This is a genomic window from Paraclostridium dentum, from assembly GCF_012922555.1.
GTDB lineage: Bacteria > Bacillota > Clostridia > Peptostreptococcales > Peptostreptococcaceae > Paraclostridium > Paraclostridium dentum.
Genome location: NZ_WIPK01000006.1, coordinates 118,733 through 144,649 on the forward strand (window position 1 = coordinate 118,733; position 25,917 = coordinate 144,649).

Here is a 25,917-nt window from a genome sequence, read left to right on the forward strand (position 1 = left end):
ATTTATCTCTTTAAATTTATTATTTCCTGTAAAAGTTCATCACTTGTTGTTATAACTTTACTTGCCGCTTGGAATGCTCTAGTTGTTACTATCATTTCTGTAAATTCTTCTGACAAATCAACATTTGACATTTCTATAGCCCCTTGATTTATCTGCCCATATTTTACTCCATACATAGGGTTTCCTGAGTTAGCTGTTTCTCCATAAAGGTTTCCACTTAAAGATTCCATTCCTTCTGGATTTTGGAATACTGCTATTTTTAATGTTTGAGCATTTTCAACCTTTGTTCCATCTGCTAGTAAATATGAAACTTTACCTTCTTTTGATATATTAAAAGATAAAACTTTTTGCATTTCTCCACTCGGATTAGGTTGTTCTTTTGGTATTTCTACTGGCTTTCCTTCTGTATTTAAAACTTTATATCCATCTGCTGTTACTAAGTTTCCATTAGCATCTAGCGTAAATGATCCATCTCTTGTATAAGCTTCTTGATTAGGTCCTACACTTACAACAAAGAATCCATCCCCATCTATAGCTAAATCCGTTGGTCTTCCTGTTGGTTGTATATTCCCTTGTAACATATTTCTAAATATTCCACTTACCTTAGTACCAATACCTATTTGCCCTGGGTTAACCCCTCCTATTACATTAGGGTCTCCCGCAGCTCCACCAGGAACACTTGAATATATTACTGTTTGATTTAATGCATCTGAAAATCTTGTAGTTGATTTTTTAAAAGCCGTCGTCCCAACATTTGCAACATTGTTACCTACAACGTCCATTTTAGTTTGATTTGCCTTCATTCCACTTATCCCTGAATACATTGACTTTAACATATAATTACTCTCCCTTTTTATTTGTATTTGACTCTACAGAGTCTTTATTTTCACTTGCTTTTATAAGAGATCCATATTCTATGGATTTTAATTCTCCTGTTTCATCTACTCTTACTTCCATATAAACAATACCGTCTTTAATTTTTATACCTTCTACTACTCCTGTAATAGTTTTTTTATCATCTGTCTCGTCATCATTTTTTGCTACATTATTAGTTTCCTCAGTATTATCTTCTTCTGGAGCATAAGCTTCTATTCTCTTTCCTATAAGCGCTGATGCTGTGCTCATTGCAGAGTTTACTAAAACTCCATTAGTTAATCCTACTAGGTATTCCATTCCTTCATTTAAATTTTGCATCTGCTCTAAAGAACTAAATTGAGCAAGCTGCGTTACATATTGTGTAGGGTCCTGTGGGTTTAGAGGATCTTGATTACTCATTTGTGCTACTAGTAGCTTTAAAAATAAATCTTTATTTGTTTCTTCTCCAGGCATAACTATATCTGTTCCATTTTCTGTTTTACCAGATGACTTGGTATTTGCTACAGTTTTAGTATTTGCTGAAGTTTTAGTACTTGTTTGCTGTGTATTTACTTTCATAAAATTATTCATAATTTACCTCTAAGCTAATATATTAAGATTGGATTCATCTATTTTATTTTCATCTAAATCTTCTACAGAATTTAGTGATGTATTATTACTTCTATTATTTCTTTTTTGTTTCTTTTGATCTTCCTTTTTGCTAAACTCTTGACTTAAGTTATCTGAAAAGAAATTTTGGTCATTGGATTTCATTTCAACAACTATATCTTTAGCCTTTATTCCTAAATCGGTTAGATGCTTATTTATATCATGTAAATTTTTATTTAACATATTAAAAGTTTCTTCTTTTCCTACATGTATAAATACCTTTGTAGCTTCACTATCTTTTAAAAGCTTTATAGTCATATCTCCTAACTCTTTAGGATTTATATTAACTTTGATTTCTTCTATATTATTATTTTTTAAGTATTTAACCATTTTTATAAAATCATCGCCAATATTACTTGCACGTATAGTTACTGCTGGCAAATTTTTATTTGTAGAGGATTCTTGAGTAAATGTTTTGTTGTTTATTATAGATAAATCACTTGCATTTTTATCTGCTATATTTTCTAAGATACTCAAGCTTTCATCCTTGCTTTTATCTTTTTGATTCACATCTACAATATTATTTTTATTAGCATTTGTTGCTACATTTAATTCTTCATATGACTTTAAAGATTTTATCTCACTGTCTACTTTTTTAATTCCATCTTTAGGGTTTTCATCCTGTTCATTGATATTTTCTGCCAGTTTAGTGTTTTCTTCACCAGCTTTTTTCGACAATTTATCTAGATTTAAACCTTTAGGTAAAATAATTTCATCATCAGTTGGTAAATCTAAATCATCAGTTTTAGTAAATTTATCTAAATTAAAATTTAAATCAATATAACTACTTATTTCATCATTACTTAATTTCATCATCTTATCGATATCTAATGCTTTTAAGCTTAAGTTTGATTTATCATTTATGCTCAAAATAGTATCGTTTATTGACTTCAAAATTTCTTCTTTTTTCAAATCTGGATTTACATCTGAATTATCAATTTCTTTTAATTTATTTAAGTTTGAAAAAAGATTTTGAATTAATGATGCTATTAAATCACAATCTTCATTTTTTTGATCTACATTTGTATTTTCAATGTCAATATCTAAAGAAGCTAGTAAATCTTCAAATCCACCTTTACTTGATAACTTAGTGCTTAAATTGCTTTTCCCAAGTGCTAAGTTTACTAAGTCGAAGGAAAAATTTAAGTTAAAATTCATATCTCAATCATCCTTTATGATATATTCTTTTTGTTTCTCATGTACGCATATAAAGCAAATTCATCATTTTCTATTTGTTCTTTTCTCGCTTCTTCTTTTCTTAGCCTTATAAATTTATTTTCTTTTAATGTTTCTAATGACTTTCTATTTATTTGTTTTTCAATAAATTTATCTTTAGCTTCTACTACTATTCTTTCTTTTTCTACTAATATTCTATTGCTTTGCTCTATAGTTTGACTTATTGAGTGAAGATAGTTTAATCTTACTTTCTGACTTACAGTATCCTCTACATCTTCAAACTGAGCATATTTTTTATAACTACAGTCTAATTTTTTGATGTTGTCTTCTAATACTTTTTTATCATTTTGTGCCTTTGTATATTCTAATTTACTTTCTTCTTCTTCTTTTATTTTTATATCTAATAACTTTTGTAGCTTAAACTTATAGTTTGTCACTTAAACCTCTCCTCGTTATTTGAATATGTTCTTTAGTTCGACTATACTCTCTTCAAATTTAGTTTTTTCATTTACACCTTGCTTTAAAAATGAATTAACTTTATCTATGTATTCAATCGCTATATCTATATTTTTATTAGATCCATTTTCATATGCACCTATATTAATTAAATCTTCAGCCTCTTTGTATGTAGCTAATATATCTCTTGCTAAAGATGCACACTCTTGATGTTGGTCCTCACAAATTTCTTTCATAAGCCTACTTACACTATTTAAAATATCTATAGCTGGGTAATGGTTTTTATGTGCAAGGTCTCTAGATAAAACAATATGACCATCTAAAATACCTCTTACTGTATCTGCAATTGGCTCATTAAAGTCATCTCCATCAACTAAAACTGTATAAAAAGCAGTTATCGACCCTTTATCAGACATCCCACTTCTTTCCATAAGTTTTGGAAGTAGTGCAAATACTGATGGTGTGTACCCTTTTTGTGCAGGTGGCTCACCTATAGCTAGTCCAACTTCTCTTTGAGCCATTGCAAACCTAGTTACAGAATCCATCATTAAAATAACTTTTTTACCTTGGTCTCTGAAATACTCAGCTATAGCTGTTGCTGTTAGCGCTCCCTTTAATCTAAGTAACGGTGATTTATCAGAAGTTGCACAAACTACTACAGATTTTTTCATACCTTCTTCACCTAGGTCTCTCTCTATAAAGTCCAGTACTTCTCTACCTCTTTCTCCTATAAGAGCAATAACATTTACATCAGCTTTAGCTGTTTTTGCTATCATTCCTAAAGTTGTACTTTTCCCAACACCACTTCCTGCAAATATACCTATTCTTTGACCTTCTCCACAAGTTAAGAACCCATCAATCGCCCTTATACCTGTAGGCATGATATTTTTTATTCTTGGTCTTTTCATTGGATCTGGCGGTTCATTTGAAAGACTATATCTTTCTCCTCCTAAAACCTCTTCATCATCTATTGGGTTTCCAATTCCATCAAGCACCTTACCTAATAAATCATTACTACATTTAACACTAAGTGGTATTCCTCTAGCAACAACTTTACACCCAGGAGCTACTCCTGCAAGTTCTCCTAATGGCATTAAAATTACATTTTTATCTTTAAAACCAACAACTTCACAGTTTATAGGTTCATCTGCATAATTGTAAACTGTACAAAGCTCTCCTACAAATGCCTTTATACCTTCCACTTCAACAGTAAGACCTATTATCTTAGTCACCTTACCTTCTGATATAACTTCTTTAACTTCTAAAACTTTATTTTTCAATCTTTCAAAGTCTATATCTATCATAAAAGTTCCTCTTTCACCTTTTCTAAAACACAGTCAACCCCTACTATTAATCTACCTTTATTGGTTTCAATTATTGCGTTTCCTGGTTCTATAAAGTCATCTGCTAATATAAAGGATTCTCCTTTTATTAATTGTTGGTTTTTCAATTCATTTAATTGTTCATTAACTTTTTCTATGTAGATTGCATTAGTTCTTATTACAAAATTTTCTTTAATTTCATATTCTTTTATAGTGGCTTCAAGTATATTATTCATAGACTCTTCATCTTTAAATTTTTCTTTAAGGACTTTTTCTGCTATGAATACACTCAAACTAATAATATCTTTTTTACTACATTTTAAAAAGTCTGTAAATTGTTCATTAGCTTGTAGCAAAATATTATTTGCTTTATTTATAATCTCTTCTGACTCTTGTTTTGCTTTTTCAATATTATCTTCATATGATTCCTTGTATCCATCTTCATATCCATTTCTTAATCCTATGTTATGGCCTTCTTCATATGCTCTTTTTTTTATTTCTTCACATTCATTTTGTGCTTCTTGGACAATTCTTTCACTTTCTACTTGTGCATTTGATATCATATTTTCACAAGTATCTTTTGCTTGATTTAGTTGTTCTTCAATTTCTTCTTTGACTTTTAATTCTTCATTTTCATCAATTATTTCTTCATTGTTAATTTTTTTTGCTTTAGATGTAGTTTTTAAAGGCTTAACACCTTTAAAAACTACTCCATTAGATTTTAAAATACTGTTACTTTTAAATAAACTCATCGTCTGAACCTCTAGATAATGTTATTTCACCAGCATCTTCAAGTCGTCTAACAACATTTACAATAGCTTGTTGAGCTTCTTCTACTTGAGATATCTTTACCTTGCCAAGTAAATCAATTTCTTCTCGTAATGCTTGTGATGCTCTTTGAGATTGATTTTTAAATATTGCAGTTGAGACATCCGCTGATGCTCCTTTGAGTGCAAACGCAAGGTCTTTAACATTAACTTCTTTAAGAATTCTTTGAATAGCCATATTATCAAGTCTAACGATATCGTCAAAGATAAACATGTTAGATTTAATTTCTTCGGCCAATTCTTCATTTTTCTGCTCGATAAATTTGATAATATTTTTCTCTGTTTTTCTATCAACATTTGTTAATATATCTACCAAGCTATTAACACCACCAGCACTTTCCATCTCTAACTTTCCTAAGCTATTTAATTTTTCTTCTATAGCTTTGTCTATAGATTTTATTACAGCTGGTGATATGTTTGATGTAGTTCCTATCTTAAGTGCAATTTCAAGCTTAAGTTCATCAGGTAATTCAGATAATACTACTGCTGCTTTATCAGGTTGAATATGAGCTAATATTATGGCTATAGCCTGAGGACTTTCACCTTGTATACATGCTAGTATTTGTTCAGGCTCAGCCTTTCTAGCTGATATAAATAATTTTGTATATGCGTCATATTTTATACCTTCTAATAATTTAGTAGCTCTTTGACTTCCTAATGCTCCATTAAGTAAAGATTTCGCACAGTCAATTCCACCTTCTATCACAAACTCTTTTCCCTTGTTTAACTCTATAAATTCTTGTAAAACCTCTCGTCTTTCTCTTGGCTTTACAGTATTTATATTAGCTATTTCAACCCCTATTTTTTGAATTTTTCTATCTGAAAGATTTTTTATTACACTTGAAGCTATCTCAGGCCCTAATGTCATTAAAAGTATAGCTGCCTTTCTAGATCCTGTGACTCTTCTAAACTTAGGTATATCTCCTAAGTCATATGCATTACCTTTTATACCTTCTGTCTGCAAATAATCTCACCCTTTACTCATTTAACCAACTATTTACTAGGTCTGTAACTTGATCTGGATTATCAGCTGCAAATTGTTTAACTTCATCTTCTAAGCTAATATTTTCCTCATCCTCTTCTTCGTTACTATTTAATCTATTTTGTTCTAACTCTTCTAGTTTTTTGTTGATTAGTTCTATTTCATCTTCTTCATCTACATAATCTAGTTCACTAGATGCTTTCTTTTTCTTTATAATCATATAAATTATTGTACCTATTATTAAAAGTAAAATAATTACACTCAGTACACCTGCTATAATTAACACCCTTCCTAATGATTTGTCCTTACTTATAGCACTTTTTATAACTCCAAATGTAGAAGTATCTTCGTCTTCTGAGCCAAATCCCATAGAAACTACCTTAACACTATCTCCTCTTTTAGGCTGCATACCAACTGCATTTGCTACCATTCCTTCAACATTTCTTAGTTCTGCACTAGTAAGTGTTCCATTTATTGCAACTGAAGCAGTTATCCTATTTATTCCACCTTTAGCTTTTATTACTTTTGTCTCAGTTTTCCCAGTTTGATATTCTACTTCTTGCTGAGTATCTTCATCTGTCCCTTTTCCACTTTCATTAATATTACTCATGTTGTTGTCTACAGCTCCACCTGAGTTTTGTCTTTCACTTGACTTACTGCTTGACTTTGATTCCTTTGTAATTACTTTATTTGGATCTATTATAAGTTCAGTTTTTTCACTTGAATCGAAATCTAAGTCTGTATTAACACTAGCTCTTATATTTCCTTCTCCAAATATAGGTTCTAATAAACCTAATATTGATCTTTCTAAGTCTTTACTCAAGTCCTTTTCAGCTTTAATAGATTCATCAACTTCACTTAAGCTATTTGTATGTACATTTCCTTTATCATCTATTAATCCATCTGATAATAGTTTCATATTTTGATCTATTACTTCAACATTTTGTTTTGGTACGTTTTGTGTACTTGCTGAAACAAGTGACATTATAGAGATTACTTGATCTTGTTTTAAAGTCTGTCCAGGGTTTAACTCTAAGTAAACTGCAGCTTTCCCAGGTACTGTTTCATTAGCAAATACAGATTCTTCTCCTTGAGTTATATGAACTCTAGCACTTTGTACTTGAGGAAAAACTTTTATAGTTTTTTCAATTTCACCTTGAATCATTCTTTGTTTTTTAATTTGGAATTCTTCATCAGTCATCCCAAATGATGATCCCCCATCCATTAACTCAAATCCCTTAGATCCATTAGAAATATTACTTGATAATTCCATTCTAAGTTTATCTACGTCTCCTTTGGGTACTAAAATACTATCGCCTTTTATTTTAGTTTCAATCTTTTTCGACTCTAGCTCTTTAGTTACCACCGTAGCATCATTAGAATCTAATCCTGAAAAAAGCACTGCATATTTATTTGATTTTGCATAATTAATTCCAAATATTCCTGCTACAACCAAAGTCACAATTGCAGTTGTAATTATTATTTTCTTTTTTTTAGGAAGCTCAATAAATTGATCTTTTTTTGCGATCACAAAATCTTTTGTTTTTTGTGGAAATTCCTTTATATTCATTTAAAATTCTCCTTGCTATGAAGTTATAATTGGACTCTATTTAGCTCTTGATAAGCTTCATATATCTTGTTTCTAACCTCAATCATCAACTGCATTGACAATTGCGCTTCTTGAGCTGACAACATCACATCATGCATAGAGACATTTTCTCCTTTTATAAGGTCTTGAATTTTTTGATTTGATTGTACCTGCTTATCATTAACTTTATCTAATGCTTCTTTTATTACATCTCCAAAGTTATTTTCTTTTTCAACTTTTCCTGTGTTACTAGCTCCCGTAAGTAAATTGTTATTTGTTGCTATATTGTTTATTGCATTTATAGTACTTATTCCACTCATAAACTACTCCTTTTACCTACCTATTTCTAAAGCTTTTGAAATCATACTTTTTTGTGCATTCAATGTATCTATATTTGATTCATAAGATCTAGATGCTGTCATTAAATCCGTCATCTCAACTAAAATATCTACATTTGGATACTCCACATAACCTTGGGCATCTGCATCTGGGTTATTTGGTTCATATAATTTTCTTAGTGGAGATTTATCCTCCTCTATAGCTACTGATTTCACGCCTAGCATCCCTAATTTTTTATCATAATTTTCTTCAAATACAGGCACTTTTCGTCTATAAGCTCCGCCCTCAGGTGTCCTAGTTGTTTTCATATTAGCTATGTTTGATGAAACAACATCCATTCTTAATCGCTCTGCCGAAAGTGCACTTGCACTTATTCTCATTCCTGAAAAAATGCTCATTTACTTACCTCCCTGTTATTACACTTCTACTCATCCCTAGTTTTATATTCGTCAAAGTTATAAGTGCGTTATATTCAAGAGTTGTAGCCGCCTGGTTAACTTTTTCATTTTCTAAGTCAATGTTATTACCATCTTCTCTGACTTTTGATGATGTATCTGTTTTTATCTCAGGCTTAGTATTTTTATCCATAGACTCTTTTAGTGTATTTTCAAACTCTACATATTTTCTCTTGTAATTTGGAGTATTAATATTTGCAATGTTATTAGCAATAACTCTACTTCTTAATTCTGTTGCATCTAATCCTGATTTTAGTAAATTGTAAACTTCCATTTTCCCCTCCAATGCTTAAAATGTTTTTTAGAATTAAAAAAACTACTCTGAAAGAGTAGTTCATCACTTTTATAGAATATTATTACTAATTTGTTATTTGAAAATTAAAACAAAATAAGAAAATTAATCATAGACATAACTATATTGTGAACTTTTTCAAAAATGATTTTTATAACAAAAGTATATGTAAATTTTATGTATTTTAAAAATATACACACTTCACCAATATATATTTATATGATTTTATAGATTTTCTTAAAATTTTTTAGTATCTCTTTGCTTTAATTTTACAATTTTAATATTAGCAATGATAACAAAAAGTTTTATTAACTCTTCGGTAACTGGCAAGCATAGCTTTTTAAAGCCTTAGCCCCTATAGTTTTGCGTAGCTAGATTTCCCTAGTTTTGCCCTTAAATATCATTTTTCGACTTACACTTACATTTTATACCAAATTGTTACTTATTTCAAGCTTTTACTTTTATTTTGAATAATTCTAAAATTTGATTTTTTTATAACATAATAATTCATTATTCTACATTAATTTGCAAAAGCTTCTCATTTAGTTTAATAATCGGCATTTTAATTTAAAACTGTATAGTTTTTTTGAAATTTATAAATTTTTTTTATATTTTTATTTCATTTAGCAATTTTATAAATTTTACCAATTTTTTTCTGATATACTAAGATTTATTCATATATACATTGCACAGGAGGAAAAAAATTGAAAACTTTAAGTTTAGTTATGATTACAAAAAACGAAGAATTGAAAATTAGACGTTGTCTAGAATCTGTTAAAAACTTTGTTAATGAAATAATAGTTGTTGATACTGGTTCTATAGATAAAACAAAAGAAATAGCTTTAGAATTTGGAGCTAAAATATTTGACTATGAATGGAATAATAACTTTTCTGATGCACGAAACTTTGCTATTAGACAATCTAGCGGAGACTGGAATTTAATTTTAGATGCTGACGAATTTATAACACATATTGATTTAAATACAATATATAACACGATAAATTCTACTTCTAATTTTATAGGTCAAATAAAAATATTAAATACATTTGAGCAAGATGGTGAAGTTAGAAAATCTATAGATTTCATTTCACGCTTTATTCCAAATCAAGTTTATTTTAAAGGCAGTATACACGAACAAATTAATTCGAATTATCCTCGAATAAAATTACCCATATGCATAGAACATGATGGGTATTTAAATACTAATAAGTTTGATCGCAACATAAATTTGCTATTAAATGAATTTAAAAGTAATAAAAATGATTTATATTTATCTTACCAAATAGCAAAAACTTACTATTCTAATAAAATGTATACTGAGGCTTCTTATTATTTTGATAATTTTTTTAATAATATTTCCTTTTATAATTCAAATTTTATATATGATGGTATAGTTCTTTATCTATATAATTTAACTAAATTAAAAGATTTTAAAAAAGGACTTAATGTAATTGATAGTGTATTTGATGATATGAAAAATTGCTGTGATTTTTATTTTATATGCGGTGTACTTTTCACAGAAGCTGTAGCATATAACACCGATAAGTATATAAATTATTTTCAGTATATAGATAAATGTTACATAAATGCACTTAATCTTAGCGAGTCTAATGGATTTGAAATTGTAGAAGGAACAGGAAATTATTTATCAGCATTCAACCTTGGTTTATTTTATGAGCTTTCTAAAAATCAAAACTTGGCTTTTAAATATTATAAACTCGCAGCTTCTTATCATTATATGCCTGCAATGAATAAGTTAAAATAGTCCTATAAAATAAAAGTCTGAACTAATATTAGATACAGTTCAGACCTTTATTTTTTAATTTATATTTTGTATAAACTTTATTTTTTGAAAAACTCATAGAATTTAGAAACTATATATTCTATATGAGTGTCATTTATTCCTGGCCATAACCCAATCCAAAATGTATTATTCATAACCATATCAGTATTTTTTAAATCCCCAACAACTCTATAATCATACTCATTTTCTGTAAATGCAGGTTGCTTGATCATATTACCAGCGAATAATAATCTTGTCCCAATTTTATTTCTTTCTAAAAAATTAACTAATTCATTTCTATTATACTGATTTTCTTTCAATGTTATTGGAAATCCAAACCAACTAGGTTCACTATTTTTAGTTTTCTTAGGTAAAATAATGTACTCATTTAAACTATTAAGTCCATCATATAACTTATCAAAATTAGTGTTCCTTTTTGAAATAAATGAATCTAATTTTTTAAGTTGAGATACACCTATGGCCGCTTGCATGTCAGTTACTTTTAAGTTATACCCTAAATGAGAATATACATATTTATGATCATACCCTTCTGGTAAATCTCCATGTTTTTGACTAAATCTATGCTTACATATATTATCTTTTCCTGGTGGACACACACAATCTCGTCCCCAATCTCTTATAGATCTTATAATTTTATGTAGATTTATATTATTAGTTACTACAGCTCCACCTTCACCCATAGTTATATGATGTGCCGGGTAAAAACTAAAAGTACTTATATGTCCTATATTACCTACATATTCTCCATTATATTTAGCTCCTAATGCATCACAACAATCTTCTATAACCCATAAATCGTATTTATTTGCTAATTCCATTACTTTTTCTAGATTAAATGGATTTCCTAATGTATGTGCCATAAAAATAGCTCTAGTTTTTTTTGATATAGCTTTTTCTATCTCATCTTCACTGTAATCATATGTATCTAGGTCAACATCTATAAATACAGGTACCATTCCATTTTGTATTATAGGTGAAACTGTTGTAGGAAATCCTGCTGCTACAGTTATTATTTCATCACCTTTTTTTAATCTTTTTTCTCCTAGTTTATGTGAAGTTAAAGCAGTAAATGCAACTAAGTTTGCAGAAGATCCCGAATTTACTAAAGAGCAATATTTAGCCCCTATTTGTTTCGGAAATTCATCTTCAAACATTTCACCATACCTTCCACTTGTTAACCACATATCAAGTGATGAATCTATCAAATTGGTTAAGTCTGTTTCATCTATAACTTTTCCTGATGCAGGTATATAATCTTTCCCAGGTATAATTTTGTTTTTACCTATGCTTTCTTTAAAATAAGATTTCGATAAATCTAGTATCTGATTTCTTTTATTATTAGTCATTAGATCCACTCCATATAATATTGCTTTTTTCTGCATATTTTACATATTTTTTTATTTGATTTATAGTGAATTTTTTCATATTTATATTAGAATCTTGATAATAGGTTTTATACCACTCCACCGTCTCTGCTATTGCTTGATTGGAATTATACAAAGGCCTCCAACCCAATTTTGATTTAGCTTTGCTTATATCAAGTTTTAATAGGTTCGCTTCATGCACATTTTTACTTAAGTCTAATGCATAACTTCCGTGCCCCCATATTCCAATTGTCAAATCCAAAATTTCTTTAACACTTAATATATCTACACTTTCAGGTCCAAAATTCCAACCATCTGAGTAGTTGTTGTTTCCTTCTATCATTAAGGCTCCTAGCCATAGATATCCAGACAATGGCTCTAATACATGTTGCCACGGTCTTATTGCATTAGGATTTCTTATACATATATCATTGTTTGAGATTATACTTTTAGCAATATCCGGAATCAATCTATCCTTTGCCCAATCACCTCCTCCAATTACATTTCCAGCCCTTACAGTTGATATATCAATGCCTTTATCTTCAAAGAAACTTTTCCTATAAGAATTAGTAAGCAGTTCTACACAAGCTTTACTTGAACTGTAAGGATCATATCCCCCCATAGGATCATTTTCTCTATATCCATAAACCCATTCTTTATTTTCATAGCATTTATCTGTAGTTATATTAACTATAGTTTTTACAGATTTTGTTTTTCTAATTGCTTCAAACAATGAAATACATCCCATAACATTTATTTCATATGTTTCTTTAGGGTTTTCATATGAATCTCTTACTAATGGCTGTGCTGCCATGTGAAATACTATTTCCGGTTTATATTTTTCTATAACACTATATAAATTTTTCTCATCCCTTATATCCCCAATTATACTCACTATATCATTTTCCAACTCACATACTTTGAATAAGCTAGGATTTGTATTAGGTTCAAGAGAGTATCCTATAACTTTTGCTCCTAGCAACTCTAACCAAATTGTTAACCATGAACCTTTAAATCCGGTATGACCCGTTACTAAAACAACTTTATCTTTATATATATTATTAAAACACGTCTCCATTACCATATCTTCCAAAATGCATTTCCTTCTTTCCAAAGTCTATTTAAGTTATACATATCTCTTTCATTATCCATGCAAGCCCACAAGCCATCATGTTTATATACAGATATCTCACCCATTTGAGCCAATTGTTCAAATACACCATATTCTAGATCACAAGAATCATCTTCAGTTAAATAGTTCAATAATTTTTTATTAAATACCATGTATCCACCGTTGATCATACCTTGTGATGTTTGAGATTTTTCTTCGAAACTACTTAAAATATCTCCTTTTGAAATAAGCTCTCCAAATCTAGCTGGAGGATGTACTCCAGATATTGTAATTGTTTTATTTAGTTTATTATGAAAGTTTATAAGTTCATTTATATTTATATTAGCTAAACCATCTCCATACGTTAGTAAATTCACATCATCATCTAAGTACTTTTCTACTTTTTTCAATCTAGCACCTTTTAGAGAATCTACCCCTGTATCAACTAATGTAACCTTCCAATCATATTCATCATGATTAGAATGGAATTCTACATTTCCACTACCTATTTCTATAGTAAAATCATTATTCCTATTATCATAATTTAAGAAATAATCTTTTATAACATTAGCTTTATACCCTAAACAAATAACAAAGTCTTTTATTCCATAATGAGAATAAATTTTCATTATATGCCATAAAATAGGTTTCCCACCTATTTCTACCATAGGCTTCGGTATTATATTAGTAACTTCTCCTAATCTGCTACCATATCCACCTGCTAGAATTACTAATTTCATATTACACCTCTTCTTTTACTCTTTATAGTCTATAAAACTTTTAAATATCTTATCTCTATCTGAGATAATAGGATTTTCTATGTTCCAAGGAATGTCAAGTGAATCCCACTTTATGCCATCTTCATATTCTGGATTATATTCTTGTGACATTTTATACCCTACTATAGAGTTATCTTCTAGTGATAGATATCCATGTGCAAATCCCGCTGGAATATATATCATATTTCCTTTGTCTCCACTTAAATTTATGCATATATACTTTCCATATGTATTTGAATTTTTTCTAATGTCCAATACTACATCTAATACACTACCTTTTAAACAATATACCAGTTTGCTCTGCTCATATGGTTTTTTCTGAAAATGCAATCCCCTTAAGACTCCTTTATTAGATGTTACTATTAGATCTTCTTTAAAATCTTCTACTATACCTAATTTTTTAAATGTAGTTTTATGATATGTTTTTAAAGATTTTCCTCTTTTATCATTAAATATGTTAGGTATAATCTGCATGCATCCAACTAACTCAGTTTTTATAATTTTATACATATTTGCTCCTACTTGTCTTCTATACTAATTAAAATTTTTTTTATTCCTTCTTGTAAAGAAACAGTTTTAACATCCTCTAAAATATTTTCTTGATCTATGTATACATTCATCATTTCTCTTTTTCTATACGGCCTTTTTCCCCAATTTATATCTAATTTACATTCAGTAATTTTTTCAAATATTGATACCGTATCTTTTAAAGAATATATTTCACTAGGAAGCGCTAAGAATTCTGTTTTTTTCTTGCATATATTACTTTGAATTTTTTCAATTGCTATTAAAAATGCATTTATAACATCATCAATATATAATAATGCTATTTCTTGCTCTCCTTTTGACATATCTAAAGTTTTGCAGGATTTATAAGCATCAATTAATAAATTTATAATTTTGTGCCTTGGATCATCCACCCCATAAGTGTCTGGAAGTTTTATTGTTAACATTTTTATATCCGAAATCTCAAGATAATATTTACATATACTATCAAAAGCCTGCTTAGTAGCTGCATATAAATTTACCGGATTATATTTTTCTGAATTGTAATTTTGCCATTGAGTTCCTGTGTTAATAAAGTATTTTACATTTGACTTAATGGAAGCTTCCATTAGTTGAGTAGAAAAACGTAAATTAGAATTAATTAAATCTTCAATTTGACTGCTATCATGCTCTGATACAAACAAAGATGCTAAATGTATAACTATATCAGGGTTAAGTTCACAAAAAGCATTACATAACGCTTCAGTTTTACCATTAAACTGATATATTTTTATTTGATTTTTTATATCATTAAATTGTTCTACTTTAGAGTCTTCTCTTGATATAATGCATATTTTATGCCCTAATGAGCTTAATTTTCTAACTAAATTTGAGCCTATATATCCAGTAGCTCCACTTACAACTATATTCATAATAATCTCCTTAAGTTAAATCAATAGAGTAGAATATTAATCTACTCTAAAATTTTACTCCAATATTTTAAAATCTCATCATTTGGATAATATCTTAAAAATTGATATATAGAACTTTTATTTTTTTCTTTTAGTATATCTAAATTGATTTTTATTCTATAATCTACTTCTGTTTTTTCATTGTTTTTCGACATTGTATAGAAAAATTTTTTATATGCTCCTAAGAAATTAAAAAACCACTCATAAGGCTTATTACCTATTACATCACTAAAATCATATATTTGTTTGCTATTTTTTAATATATCATCATATACACTGTGAAGATTATTTACAGTATTTTTTACAGAAAATTTATTTTGAACAAATTCTTTAGCTTTTTGTCCCATAATCTTTGCATTTTCAGGATTTTCATATAAGTAATTTATAGCATTTTTATATTCTTCAACTGTATTAATTAATATACCAGTTTCCATATTGTTAATTAAAAACTTCTCAGCACATTGGTTTATACATATAACCGGCAACCCCATGGCCATAGCTTCTAATAATATATTTTCTGTGGTACCAAAATGCTCTTTATTTAATAAGTATGAAAAAACATCAAAGTTTTTCATTTCTTCTCCTACATCGTCAACATAATCCTTAATGATAGATTTGTCATATAAATTTGAATTTTTTAAATCGCTAATAATATTTTTAGAGTTTTCTATGTCTCCAATAATTGTAAATTTAACATCTTCAATATCTATAGATTTATAATATTTATAAAACTGATCATTTAATTTACTATAATTTAAAGTTCCTATATATCCTATGTTAAATCCATAATGATTTATCAGTTTTTTCTCTTCTATCTTTTCAAATCCACCAGAACTATTTATTGCTCTAGTATTTTTTTTAATATACTCTCGTTCTGACTCACTCCAAGTAGGATTTTCATATGAATATTCAGATGTAAATAAAAACTTACTAGGTATTTTTATAAATTCAGGTGGAATATTTGGATATGAACATCCAGATATATGAGCCCATATAATAAGTCTTGTCTTTATTTTAGGAAAATCAGCCATAAATTCAGACATTTTAGGATGATTCCACCACTCTATTTGAGTTATATCAGATCTTCTAATTTCATCATATGCTTCATCAAAACTTTCACAAATTTTAACTTCTACACCTGATTCACGACATATATTTATAAAATTCATTTTTTGAGGTTTTTCTAGAAGTATTATTTTATGTATGTATTTTTCACTATATTTATTTGCATATGATGAAATTCCAGATAAAACCTTTCCTACTCCTCCACCCATATGCGTAGTTATATGTAAAACTTTTTTCATTTTAGTACCTACTTTAACAGAATTTATTTACTATATTTTTTTAATAAGATTTCACTATATTCATCAAGGTCATCTTCTTCATGATACATCGCTGTCATATTCCCGCATGTTGCACATACATCTTGCTTACATTTATTGCCTTTTAAATGTTCTATCCTTAATTGTCTAATTTCTTCGCCATTCCATATCTCAGCTATGGATCTATTTTTTATATTATCCACTGCAAATCTAGCTGGTAATCCAAGAGTAACACATGGATATATATTACATTCTACATCTACATATAACGTGTAGAACAATAAAGGGCATATTTTAGAGAATTTAGCAACATCATTATACATAGTAAATCCTGCGTCAACTTTTCCTTCACAATTTCCTGTAAGAGGTTGACAGTCACTTAAATGTTCTATAAAAATTTCATCACAAATATTACCAAACATTTCATAGAACTTTTTATCTTCTCCTTCTTTTAACATTGCATCGATAATCTTTATATACATTTTACATTGCTTTTTATTTTCATAAAAATACTTTATATTATTCATAAATTTATCATAATCCAAGTCAAATCCACAAACTTCTTTATATTTATCAGAGTCAAGACCTTGTATTGATATTTTAAGACTATCCAATCCTGCATCTACTAATTTGTGTGTAATCTCTTCATTTAGTAAAGAGGCATTAGTATATACCTCTACTCTATCAGCCAAATCATTATCCTTTAAATATTTTACCATCTTAGGAAAATCCTTATTTAATAAAGGTTCTCCCATTCCAGAAAACACAATTAACTTAATTTTTTCAGGAAATTCTCTAAATTGATCTGCTAATTTTACAAATTCCTCGTATTTCATAGTTGAAAATTTAAAGCCAGTTTTTTTAACTTCTTCTCTATCTAATGAGTGTGTACAATAAAAACACTTAAAGTTGCATAATTGTATTGGTGATATAGTCAATCTGTATGGTGTAGACAAAGGTAAAGCTTCTCCTAATTTTAGTCTTTCTTTTACATATGCTGGTTTTATTATTGCTTTCATATTAATGTCTCCTTTTTATATCTCTTTTTTTATTTTAACTAAATACGTTTCTATAAACATATTAGAATCTTGCTCTATAGATATATTCATATCTTTTAATAAGTTTTCTAGGTATTCTTTTTCTTCAGAATCAAATTTAATTAATTCACCGCTTATTGACTCTATTCTATATCCTTTACTTACTATTTGTTGGTTTAATATATCTATATTGATATTATTTGTGAATTGCTTTTCATAATCTTTGTATACTCTAATACTTTGTAACAATGATTTTATGTTATTACAATTTTTAACTTTTATTAAAATTGACCCATTATCTTCTACCATTCTCATTAAATTATTTAACAATTTATATGCATCCTTATAATTATTTAAATCAATACCTAAGATGATATAATCAAATTTAACATTGTAATACTCACATATATATTCAATTCTGTCTACTTTTACGTCATCACATATAGTGTTTAAATCTGTCCAATATTTAGCCTCTGTTGAAAATGCATATAATTCTGTATTAAATATTCCATTTTCTCTTAATTTATTTTTAAGTTCCAATATAGGTGTTCCACATAAAGTATCTATTCCCAAAGTTTTATAGTTTTTTATTTCACATATTTCATCATCAATTAATGATAGTAAGTTTGTTTCATAGTTCATAGCATCCAATGAATTTATTCCATAATATTTTTTAGTAAAAAATTCATTTCCTCTAGTTAATCCTATATTTTCTATATCTCTTCCTTTATCTAGAGTTTTTCCAATATGACTAATAAATGTATCTTTGCATAAAACAGCCTTATATCCAGCTCTTCTAACTCTGAAACTTATATCATCATCTGCATAATGATGTATAAAACCATAATCAGTTATACCTATAACATCTATACAGTCCTTTCTAAATAGTGAACCTAATGTTATTAATTTTAATCGCTCATTCCATAGTCTTGGATTTGATTTATTAAAATTAGCTGCTTTTTTTTGCATATCTTCTATATCTGTATAATTTAAATCTACAGATTGACAATTTGTTACATTATCTAAAACAGGATTTATCATACCTATCCTATCATCTGATTCTGCGCACTTTATCATATTTGATAACCAGTTTTTAGTTACAATTATATCGTTAGGCAAACACATTATGTATTTTCCTTTTAACTCATCGAATATATATGATGTTGGATACCCTACACCTATATTTTTAGTTATTTTTATTATCTTCTTTCTATCATAGTCAACACTTTTAAAATATTCATATGTTCCATCTGTTGATCCATTATCTACTAGAATTAGTTCGTAATCAACATCCTTTGTATATTTCAATACACTTTCAACACACTTTTTAGTGTATTCTTCTAATTTGTTATACCCTAATATAGCAAGACTTACGAGCGGTCTATTTTTTTTGCTATTAATATCGGATCTTGATTGTATAATATCATCTGGAACATCAAGTTTATCAGTCAGTATAGTATCTAATATTTTTATGTCTGAATTGTTGCACACTTCCATATTCTCATCAATTCCAACTTCACTTAAAATAATATTTTTTAATTCTGCTAAGTTTAATCCATCTACTAATGTTTTAACTTTGTTTACAAATTCCATTGCTAAGCTTAATTTTTTTTCATTTATTAAATTAATTACATAGTTTCGTATAAAGCCAAAATATTCTTTACTATTTACAAAATCTATAACCTCAGTTACAATTTCATCGTCGCCTAACTCGAGTACTTTTTTATATAATTCTATACTCTTTTCAATATTACCTATTTTGTAATTCACATATGCTAAGTTATAATTTATATCTACATTATAACTATCCAAACTCATCGCAGACTCTAAATGATTTATAGCTATTTCATATTCTTCTGCCTTTATACATAAAATAGATTTTAAGTTTATAAATTCAACATTATCTTTGTATATCTGCTCATTTTCTAATATTAAGTTTAGTGCCAATTCTAAATTATTTTTCATTAGTTCATTTTTTATTACATTCAACATAAATTATCTCCATTTAATCTTTATGTGTTTTATTTTGAAATCTCATTTAATAGATATGCTTCAATTTTATCAACAACATGACCAATCCTGTATTTTTCTACAGATTTAATGCATTCTTCATAGTCAGGTAAATCTATACTTTTATCTGAAATACCATTAAATATATTTGCAAGTTGATGATAATTACCACGTTCAAATACAAACCCATTTTTATGGCTTTTAATAATATCCTTAGGACCTTCACAATCACTCGAAATAACTGGTAATCCTCTTTGTAGTGCTTCGACTAAAACCAATCCAAACGCTTCCGAATTCGAGGTTAATACTAATGCAGTAGATTTATCTATTACTTCCCAAGGTTTCTCTATCCAACCTAACCATTTAATATTCTTTTCTATTCCTAATTTTTTAGATAGTAATTTTAAATCTGCTTCATGCTCACCGCTTCCAATTATAGTTAGCTCCCAATCTGTCTTTATTAAGCTAGCAGCTTTTAATAGTACATCGATTCTTTTGAAAGTATTTTCTAATCTGCCTATATATAATAGATTTAGCTTATCACTATCTCTTTTTACTAAATTTAAACTTCTTTGCTCTACTGGATTCCCTACTAAGCATATATTATAAGAATCGGTTAAATCTCTTATACCTTTAGCTATAAATTTAGATACACTCATATGTGCATCACTATACTTTAACAAATGATTACTTCCCATAAATTTTGGATCTGAATGTATCCAAGAAATAATCTTAGGTTGATTATTATATTGACCTTCAATAGCAAATCTACATATTCCACTTAATGAAGGTTGATGGGCTGCAATTATCACATCAGGTTTGCCTAATTTAGAAAGTTCTTCTCTATAACCTAAAGCTAAGTCTTCTAAAGTGTCATTTTCTAAACAACTACTTTTTCCATAAGTATAAAGTTCCTCAAATCCATTTTCCCACTCTAAACATTTAGTTTTATGAGCTTGAAAAATCCTTACCCTATAACCTCTTTTTCTTAGTTCTTTAGTTGTAGTGATAATAGCATTTTCAGTTCCACCTCTACCTCCAACGCTATAAATTACAATATCTATAATAAAATCTTTTTTTATATTATTCGATTTTATTATTTTTCTATATATAGTATCTAGTTGAAGTTCTACCTCTTTAAGCAACTCTTCATCCTCTGAATTCACTAAAACATAATTTAAATATTCTATGGCTTCATCAGCTTTGTTAATTGAACTGCATATATAAGCTAAATTAAAAATCGAATCTATATTTAGTTCATATTTTGTAATCCCATGATTTAATAACTCATACGCTTTAAAATATTCCCCTTCCATGGTGCTTATAATAGCTTCAAAATTACATATATCGCCATCAGATTTCATTAGCTTTTTGTATTCATATATTAAATTTTTAGCTTCATCAATTTCATTGCCTTCTATTAATAATTTTATATTTTCTTTTGTATTTTCTATAAGTTTTTGATATTCTCCATCTTTATTATAATATTCAAGTATATTTTCAACTTTATCTATAACACTATCTGTACTAAATTTTTGTACAGAATTTATACAATTTTCTGGATTAATAAGTTTATTTTTATAATTTAAATCTATAAGGATTTTACTTAACTGTTTAAAATCTCCTCTATTAAACATCCATCCGTTATAACCATCTATTACTATATCTCTTGCCCCAGATGTATCTGTAGATATAACTGGAATACCTCTACCTAAGGCTTCAACCATAACAAGTCCAAACCCTTCTGTGTCTGATGTTAAAACCAATGCTGTCGCAGAGTTTAAAATTTGCCAAGGATCATCCTTCCATCCATGCCATATAATATTTTTATCTATCCCTAAATCTTTAGCTAATAGCTTTAATTTTTTTTCATCTTTCCCACAACCAATAATATTTAAATTCCATTCAAAATCTAGTAAGTTTAATGCATTAAACATTACATCTAATCTTTTTTCCTTATTAGATAATCTGCCTAAATAAACTAATTTTAACTTATCCTTTTTAATATTTATTTTTCTAAACCCCTCTATATTAACAGGGTTAGATATATAATATATAGGTTTATCACTTTTTATATAATTTTTTATGTCATTTCCTATTTGACTAGATATTGCTAGATGTGCATCTGCATATTTTAGCAAGTGCTCTCTTCCATAATACGATGGATTTCCATGTAACCAAGATAGTATTTTAGGTCTATTATTTTTCAAAAACTCAACCGCTTTGTAACAAATATAACTTAGTTTTGGAGAGTGAGTAGCTAAAATAACATCCGCTTCTCCCATTTCTAAAATCATTTTTTTATAACGTTTTGCCAACGTATCTTCATCATCATACTCCATCCTATGTTTATCGCTAAAAAAATATATTTCATCTAGTGATTCTATCCATTCCGTATATATAGGTTTATATGCTTGAAATATCCTAACTCTATGTCCTCTTTTAATCAATTCTCTACTGAGAGTGGATATTACATCTTCTAATCCACCTTTTCCTTCTGCATACCCTAAAACTATATCTATTAACATTTGTTCCTCCTAAAAGTATAGCTTAATCCTTATGTGTTTTATATTGACTTACTTTTTCTTTTGCATCTAAAACTATTTCATCATCTTTGCATCTATTCACAATTACTTCATAAAATCTCATAGATTCTTGTGTATTTCCTAGTATTTCATGTAAATATCCTATATTAAATATAGTATTATAGTTGACACTATTCAAAATCCACGATTTCTTCAACAGTTTCTCTGCATTTTCAAATTCATTATTCATAATAGATATAATAGCTTTCATATTTAATATTTCTTCATCGTCTTCTTTAAAAATTGTCATATACTCTTTTATCATCGTTTCACCGGCTTTAAAATCACCATTACTAATACTATTTTCAATTATAGATTTATACTTTATTTTTAATTCTTTCAATTCATTACTTTCTTTTAATGATGTTTCAAATTCATCAATCAAAATTTGAATATTTTTTTTATGAGATTGATATTTAATAATTAATCGCTTTAAACTTCTTATATATTCTAATTCATCTACATTTCTAAGATTAAGGATATTTTGAATATCAAAAACAAATTCGTCTTCATCATCTCTCAAAAGACTTATAATTTCTTCATCACTTAATGCTTGGTTATATGTTAACTTTATACTTTCATATGTATAATTAATATACATATGAAATAATAATTTGCGTTTTTCTTTTACTAATCCTCCATTTGTCAATAAAGATTTAGATAAACAACTAAATATTTGAACTTTTTTTATATCTAATGTATTTGCTTCAGATACTAAGTAATCAAATAAATTTATTATGCAATCTCTTCTATTCTTAACTATATAGTCAATATATTGCTTTGATTTTAAATAGCTTATATCATCTAGTAGCTCTAATATTCCTATACCTTGTTTTGCTCCATAGTATAATATATCACCATAATAAACTTCATTTTCATCTTTCAGGATTTCATTGTATTTTTGTTTACTCAACGTATTTCCTAATCGAACTTTATTTAAAATTCCATAACTTCCGTCTATATTTGATAATAATTTGTAAAATTCACTTCTATCATTTTCTTTTATACGATTTAAAATAACTTCAACAGCTATCTTAAATTTATTACTTTGTACTTTAGAGTCAGAAACGCCATTATATATATCCAAAAGCCTATCTTGTTTGTTCAACTTATACAAACTCATGAATATAACTAGATACGACTCTTCAAGAACACACTCACTAACATCATCTATCATTTCTAAAATTTTTTCATACATCTCTAATTTATAATAATTATCTAAAATATTAATTTTACATTTGTCTTTATACATTAATGTATCCGAATTACATTCCGACTCATTAGCTTGAGTTGTTATATCATAATTTTCTATTAAATAAATATATCGATTATAATTTTCTATACTTTGTTTGTATTTTTTTAAATTTTTCTGACTAAGGGCAAGATAATAATAAATATCTATATTTTTATTATCTTTTTTTATATATCTTAAACATAACTTCTCACACTTGTTAAACTCAGTTAGATCTATATATAAACTGACTAAGTCCAAAGTCACAAATATTGGTATATATCCAATAGATTCATATATTTTATATCCTTTTTCCATATAGTGAAGTGCATCTTCATAATTAGCTGATATAATATATTGTTTTCCTAATTGATAATTTAAGTATGGATCATTTGGGTTTTGCTCTATTTCTTTTAGAAGTATTTTTTTATTTCTATTATCTTTTAATTGTCTAATTTCTTCATCTTCAAATAAATAACCATAATGATTGAAGTTTGCTACTCCATTAAATGTAGGTCCTTTAAATATAGGTTGTTCATGTATAGCCCCTCTATATCCAAACTCATCATCATGCTTAAATAACCTAATCATAGGTGATATATTGTATGACGTTTCATCTTGAGAAAATATATTTTTTAATATTATAGTTGCTGAATTATATTTTAAATGTAGATTAGAGTTGAAAAACTCTTTTAACTTTATATAATCTGTTAGCTGTTCGTCTGCATCTAATATTAAAATCCAATCTCCAGTGGCATAACTAATAGATTTATTTCTCATTTGTGCAAAATCATTGCTCCAACTTTCATTAAAAACCTTATTTGTATACTTTTTTGCTATTTCTATACTTGAATCTGTAGACCCTGTGTCTAATATTATAAGTTCACTATCTATTTCATCCATTAATGGAATTAACGAGCATAAGGTTTTATCTAAGTATCTTTCTTCGTTTTTGATCATCATTACAATACTTAATAACATTATTTACCTCTCTTTTTCTAATTAAATTTAAAAATAAAGAGTAAAGCATATACTTTACCCCTTAATTTCAAATTTAATATTTTTGAATCAACTATCTTAATAATTGAGTTACTGACTCAGGTTGTTGCTTAGCTTGTCCAACCATAGCTTGAGATGCTTGATTTAATATGTTTAACTTAGATAACTTAACCATTTCTTTAGCAACATCTACGTCTCTTATTCTTGACTCTGCAGCAGATAAGTTTTCTGTAGAAGTTGTTAAGTTTGAAGAAGTGTACTCTAATCTATTTTGAGTAGCTCCTAATTTTGCTCTTCCTGTATTTATTTCTTCTAATACAGTGTCTACTTTTGTTACATATGATTGCGCCGCTGCACTGTCAGCTAAAGCAGGTGCAGATAAAGTATTAGCTTGACCTACTAAATCTATTGTCTCTATGCTTCTAGTTTCATCATTAGCTCCAGCTTGTATTGTGAAACTTCCAGCTCCACTTAATAAGTTTTTACCATTGAACTTAGTCTCTTTACCTATCTTGTCCATTTCAGCTTGTAATTGAGTTAATTCAGTATTTATCTTAGCTCTGTCTGTACTTCCTAATGTATCATTTCCTGCTTGTACTCCAAGTTCTCTCATTCTTTGAGCTATGTTTCCTGCTTCTTCTAAAGCACCTTCTGCAGTTTGTACCATAGATATACCATCTTGTACATTTCTATCTGCTTGTTCCATACCTCTTATTTGAGCTCTCATCTTTTCAGATACAGCTAGTCCTGCAGCATCATCTCCAGCTTTAGTTATTCTTAATCCTGTAGATAACTTCTCCATAGATTTTCCTGATAAAGCAGTGTTTTTGCTCATTTGGTTAGTTGCTATCATAGCATTCATATTAGTGTTTATTCTCATGATTTTTACTCTCCTTAGTTTTTTTAGACGTCCATGTCTTTTTATTTGTAATAAAAACATTCTTAAATGTTTGTTACACTATAATAATTCGGCATAAGTTACCAAACCTTTATATTTTTTTATTTTTATTTTTTAAAAAAATAAAAAAAGAGTAGAACTTTAATTCTACTCTTTACTATTAATATAAGTTTAATTATCTTAATAATTGAGTTACTGACTCAGGTTGTTGCTTAGCTTGTGAAACCATAGCTTGAGATGCTTGGTTTAATATGTTTAACTTAGATAACGTAACCATTTCTTTAGCAACATCTACGTCTCTTATTCTTGACTCTGCAGCAGATAAGTTTTCTGTAGAAGTTGTTAAGTTTGAAGAAGT

General features: G+C 28.0%; 24 protein-coding genes and 1 riboswitch. Of the genes, 1 reads left to right on the forward strand and 23 read right to left on the reverse strand.

What is annotated here, in order from left to right; translation table 11 throughout:
• Nucleotides 1-2 precede the first annotated feature (2 nt).
• From flgF to flgB, 11 genes are read right to left on the reverse strand one after another with little or no spacing between them, the layout of a single operon-like run.
• On the reverse strand, nucleotides 3-836 hold the full coding sequence (gene flgF / locus GFJ41_RS11260; RefSeq protein WP_035115112.1) for a flagellar basal-body rod protein FlgF: 834 nt from the start codon (nucleotides 834-836) through the stop codon (nucleotides 3-5).
• 4 nt (nucleotides 837-840) lie between these two features.
• Nucleotides 841-1,446, reverse strand: coding sequence for a flagellar hook assembly protein FlgD (locus GFJ41_RS11265; RefSeq protein WP_226890253.1), 606 nt, complete (start codon nucleotides 1,444-1,446; stop codon nucleotides 841-843).
• Between the two features lie 9 nt (nucleotides 1,447-1,455).
• Entirely contained in the window at nucleotides 1,456-2,682 is a 1,227-nt protein-coding gene (locus tag GFJ41_RS11270) for a flagellar hook-length control protein FliK (RefSeq protein ID WP_170075343.1), read from the reverse strand.
• 14 nt (nucleotides 2,683-2,696) lie between these two features.
• Nucleotides 2,697-3,137, reverse strand: a complete 441-nt coding sequence (gene fliJ, locus GFJ41_RS11275) for a flagellar export protein FliJ (protein ID WP_021429779.1) — start codon at nucleotides 3,135-3,137, stop codon at nucleotides 2,697-2,699.
• 15 nt (nucleotides 3,138-3,152) lie between these two features.
• The gene (gene fliI / locus GFJ41_RS11280; RefSeq protein WP_170075344.1) at nucleotides 3,153-4,460 is read right to left on the reverse strand and encodes a flagellar protein export ATPase FliI; all 1,308 of its coding nucleotides are present in this window, start codon (nucleotides 4,458-4,460) and stop codon (nucleotides 3,153-3,155) included.
• Nucleotides 4,457-5,230: a FliH/SctL family protein gene (locus GFJ41_RS11285; protein WP_170075345.1), complete on the reverse strand. Its 774-nt coding sequence runs from the start codon at nucleotides 5,228-5,230 to the stop codon at nucleotides 4,457-4,459. The genes fliI and GFJ41_RS11285 overlap by 4 nt, the downstream gene beginning before the upstream one ends.
• A complete protein-coding gene (gene fliG / locus GFJ41_RS11290; protein ID WP_025162510.1) occupies nucleotides 5,217-6,269 on the reverse strand; it encodes a flagellar motor switch protein FliG in 1,053 nt (350 codons plus the stop codon). The genes GFJ41_RS11285 and fliG overlap by 14 nt, the downstream gene beginning before the upstream one ends.
• A 13-nt stretch (nucleotides 6,270-6,282) precedes the next feature.
• Complete coding sequence (gene fliF, locus GFJ41_RS11295; RefSeq protein WP_170075346.1) at nucleotides 6,283-7,857, reverse strand: flagellar basal-body MS-ring/collar protein FliF; 1,575 nt, start codon at nucleotides 7,855-7,857, stop codon at nucleotides 6,283-6,285.
• 23 nt (nucleotides 7,858-7,880) lie between these two features.
• The gene (gene fliE / locus GFJ41_RS11300; RefSeq protein ID WP_021429568.1) at nucleotides 7,881-8,195 is read right to left on the reverse strand and encodes a flagellar hook-basal body complex protein FliE; all 315 of its coding nucleotides are present in this window, start codon (nucleotides 8,193-8,195) and stop codon (nucleotides 7,881-7,883) included.
• A 12-nt stretch (nucleotides 8,196-8,207) separates the two neighbouring features.
• Entirely contained in the window at nucleotides 8,208-8,612 is a 405-nt protein-coding gene (gene flgC / locus GFJ41_RS11305; RefSeq protein ID WP_021429648.1) for a flagellar basal body rod protein FlgC, read from the reverse strand.
• Between the two features lie 4 nt (nucleotides 8,613-8,616).
• Entirely contained in the window at nucleotides 8,617-8,943 is a 327-nt protein-coding gene (gene flgB, locus GFJ41_RS11310) for a flagellar basal body rod protein FlgB (RefSeq protein ID WP_035115124.1), read from the reverse strand.
• 333 nt (nucleotides 8,944-9,276) lie between these two features.
• Nucleotides 9,277-9,363, reverse strand: a riboswitch (cyclic di-GMP riboswitch).
• Nucleotides 9,364-9,665: 302 nt separating this feature from the next.
• Here flgB and GFJ41_RS11315 point away from each other — a divergent pair.
• A complete protein-coding gene (locus tag GFJ41_RS11315) occupies nucleotides 9,666-10,727 on the forward strand; it encodes a glycosyltransferase family 2 protein (protein WP_170075347.1) in 1,062 nt (353 codons plus the stop codon).
• 77 nt (nucleotides 10,728-10,804) lie between these two features.
• Here GFJ41_RS11315 and rfbH read toward each other — a convergent pair whose 3' ends face one another.
• The 12 genes from rfbH to GFJ41_RS11375 all read right to left on the reverse strand — a co-directional run.
• Nucleotides 10,805-12,112, reverse strand: coding sequence for a lipopolysaccharide biosynthesis protein RfbH (rfbH, locus tag GFJ41_RS11320; protein ID WP_170075348.1), 1,308 nt, complete (start codon nucleotides 12,110-12,112; stop codon nucleotides 10,805-10,807).
• Nucleotides 12,105-13,214, reverse strand: coding sequence for a CDP-glucose 4,6-dehydratase (gene rfbG / locus GFJ41_RS11325; protein ID WP_226890254.1), 1,110 nt, complete (start codon nucleotides 13,212-13,214; stop codon nucleotides 12,105-12,107). Before rfbG ends, rfbH begins: the two co-directional genes overlap by 8 nt.
• On the reverse strand, nucleotides 13,208-13,981 hold the full coding sequence (gene rfbF / locus GFJ41_RS11330; protein ID WP_170075349.1) for a glucose-1-phosphate cytidylyltransferase: 774 nt from the start codon (nucleotides 13,979-13,981) through the stop codon (nucleotides 13,208-13,210). Before rfbF ends, rfbG begins: the two co-directional genes overlap by 7 nt.
• 15 nt (nucleotides 13,982-13,996) lie before the next feature.
• Complete coding sequence (rfbC, locus tag GFJ41_RS11335) at nucleotides 13,997-14,530, reverse strand: dTDP-4-dehydrorhamnose 3,5-epimerase (RefSeq protein WP_170075350.1); 534 nt, start codon at nucleotides 14,528-14,530, stop codon at nucleotides 13,997-13,999.
• An 8-nt stretch (nucleotides 14,531-14,538) separates the two neighbouring features.
• Nucleotides 14,539-15,438 carry an NAD-dependent epimerase/dehydratase family protein gene (locus GFJ41_RS11340; RefSeq protein WP_170075351.1) on the reverse strand — a complete coding sequence of 300 codons (900 nt, stop codon included), beginning with the start codon at nucleotides 15,436-15,438 and terminating at the stop codon, nucleotides 14,539-14,541.
• A gap of 41 nt (nucleotides 15,439-15,479) precedes the next feature.
• Nucleotides 15,480-16,781 (reverse strand): glycosyltransferase, encoded by a 1,302-nt coding sequence (locus tag GFJ41_RS11345; protein ID WP_170075352.1) that lies wholly within the window; start codon nucleotides 16,779-16,781, stop codon nucleotides 15,480-15,482.
• 23 nt (nucleotides 16,782-16,804) lie between these two features.
• Nucleotides 16,805-17,818 carry a radical SAM/SPASM domain-containing protein gene (locus GFJ41_RS11350; protein WP_170075353.1) on the reverse strand — a complete coding sequence of 338 codons (1,014 nt, stop codon included), beginning with the start codon at nucleotides 17,816-17,818 and terminating at the stop codon, nucleotides 16,805-16,807.
• 15 nt (nucleotides 17,819-17,833) lie between these two features.
• Complete coding sequence (locus GFJ41_RS11355; RefSeq protein ID WP_170075354.1) at nucleotides 17,834-19,828, reverse strand: glycosyltransferase; 1,995 nt, start codon at nucleotides 19,826-19,828, stop codon at nucleotides 17,834-17,836.
• Between the two features lie 29 nt (nucleotides 19,829-19,857).
• Nucleotides 19,858-22,374, reverse strand: a complete 2,517-nt coding sequence (locus tag GFJ41_RS11360; protein ID WP_170075355.1) for a glycosyltransferase — start codon at nucleotides 22,372-22,374, stop codon at nucleotides 19,858-19,860.
• Between the two features lie 22 nt (nucleotides 22,375-22,396).
• Nucleotides 22,397-24,643, reverse strand: coding sequence for a glycosyltransferase family 2 protein (locus GFJ41_RS11365; protein ID WP_170075356.1), 2,247 nt, complete (start codon nucleotides 24,641-24,643; stop codon nucleotides 22,397-22,399).
• Nucleotides 24,644-24,734: 91 nt separating this feature from the next.
• Entirely contained in the window at nucleotides 24,735-25,541 is an 807-nt protein-coding gene (locus GFJ41_RS11370; protein WP_085282246.1) for a flagellin N-terminal helical domain-containing protein, read from the reverse strand.
• 193 nt (nucleotides 25,542-25,734) lie between these two features.
• Nucleotides 25,735-25,917: flagellin (locus GFJ41_RS11375; protein ID WP_264318549.1), on the reverse strand; the 183-nt coding region annotated here is incomplete at its 5' end.

Coding starts and splice junctions, on each gene's coding strand:
- flgF (WP_035115112.1), bottom strand. CDS start 836: ATGTTAAAGTCAATGTATTCAGGGATAAGTGGAATGAAGGCAAATCAA.
- GFJ41_RS11265 (WP_226890253.1), bottom strand. CDS start 1,446: ATGAATAATTTTATGAAAGTAAATACACAGCAAACAAGTACTAAAACT.
- GFJ41_RS11270 (WP_170075343.1), bottom strand. CDS start 2,682: ATGAATTTTAACTTAAATTTTTCCTTCGACTTAGTAAACTTAGCACTT.
- fliI (WP_170075344.1), bottom strand. CDS start 4,460: ATGATAGATATAGACTTTGAAAGATTGAAAAATAAAGTTTTAGAAGTT.
- GFJ41_RS11285 (WP_170075345.1), bottom strand. CDS start 5,230: ATGAGTTTATTTAAAAGTAACAGTATTTTAAAATCTAATGGAGTAGTT.
- fliF (WP_170075346.1), bottom strand. CDS start 7,857: ATGAATATAAAGGAATTTCCACAAAAAACAAAAGATTTTGTGATCGCA.
- fliE (WP_021429568.1), bottom strand. CDS start 8,195: ATGAGTGGAATAAGTACTATAAATGCAATAAACAATATAGCAACAAAT.
- flgC (WP_021429648.1), bottom strand. CDS start 8,612: ATGAGCATTTTTTCAGGAATGAGAATAAGTGCAAGTGCACTTTCGGCA.
- flgB (WP_035115124.1), bottom strand. CDS start 8,943: ATGGAAGTTTACAATTTACTAAAATCAGGATTAGATGCAACAGAATTA.
- rfbH (WP_170075348.1), bottom strand. CDS start 12,112: ATGACTAATAATAAAAGAAATCAGATACTAGATTTATCGAAATCTTAT.
- rfbG (WP_226890254.1), bottom strand. CDS start 13,214: ATGGTAATGGAGACGTGTTTTAATAATATATATAAAGATAAAGTTGTT.
- rfbF (WP_170075349.1), bottom strand. CDS start 13,981: ATGAAATTAGTAATTCTAGCAGGTGGATATGGTAGCAGATTAGGAGAA.
- rfbC (WP_170075350.1), bottom strand. CDS start 14,530: ATGTATAAAATTATAAAAACTGAGTTAGTTGGATGCATGCAGATTATA.
- GFJ41_RS11340 (WP_170075351.1), bottom strand. CDS start 15,438: ATGAATATAGTTGTAAGTGGAGCTACTGGATATATAGGCTCAAATTTA.
- GFJ41_RS11345 (WP_170075352.1), bottom strand. CDS start 16,781: ATGAAAAAAGTTTTACATATAACTACGCATATGGGTGGAGGAGTAGGA.
- GFJ41_RS11350 (WP_170075353.1), bottom strand. CDS start 17,818: ATGAAAGCAATAATAAAACCAGCATATGTAAAAGAAAGACTAAAATTA.
- GFJ41_RS11355 (WP_170075354.1), bottom strand. CDS start 19,828: ATGTTGAATGTAATAAAAAATGAACTAATGAAAAATAATTTAGAATTG.
- GFJ41_RS11360 (WP_170075355.1), bottom strand. CDS start 22,374: ATGTTAATAGATATAGTTTTAGGGTATGCAGAAGGAAAAGGTGGATTA.
- GFJ41_RS11365 (WP_170075356.1), bottom strand. CDS start 24,643: ATGTTATTAAGTATTGTAATGATGATCAAAAACGAAGAAAGATACTTA.
- GFJ41_RS11370 (WP_085282246.1), bottom strand. CDS start 25,541: ATGAGAATAAACACTAATATGAATGCTATGATAGCAACTAACCAAATG.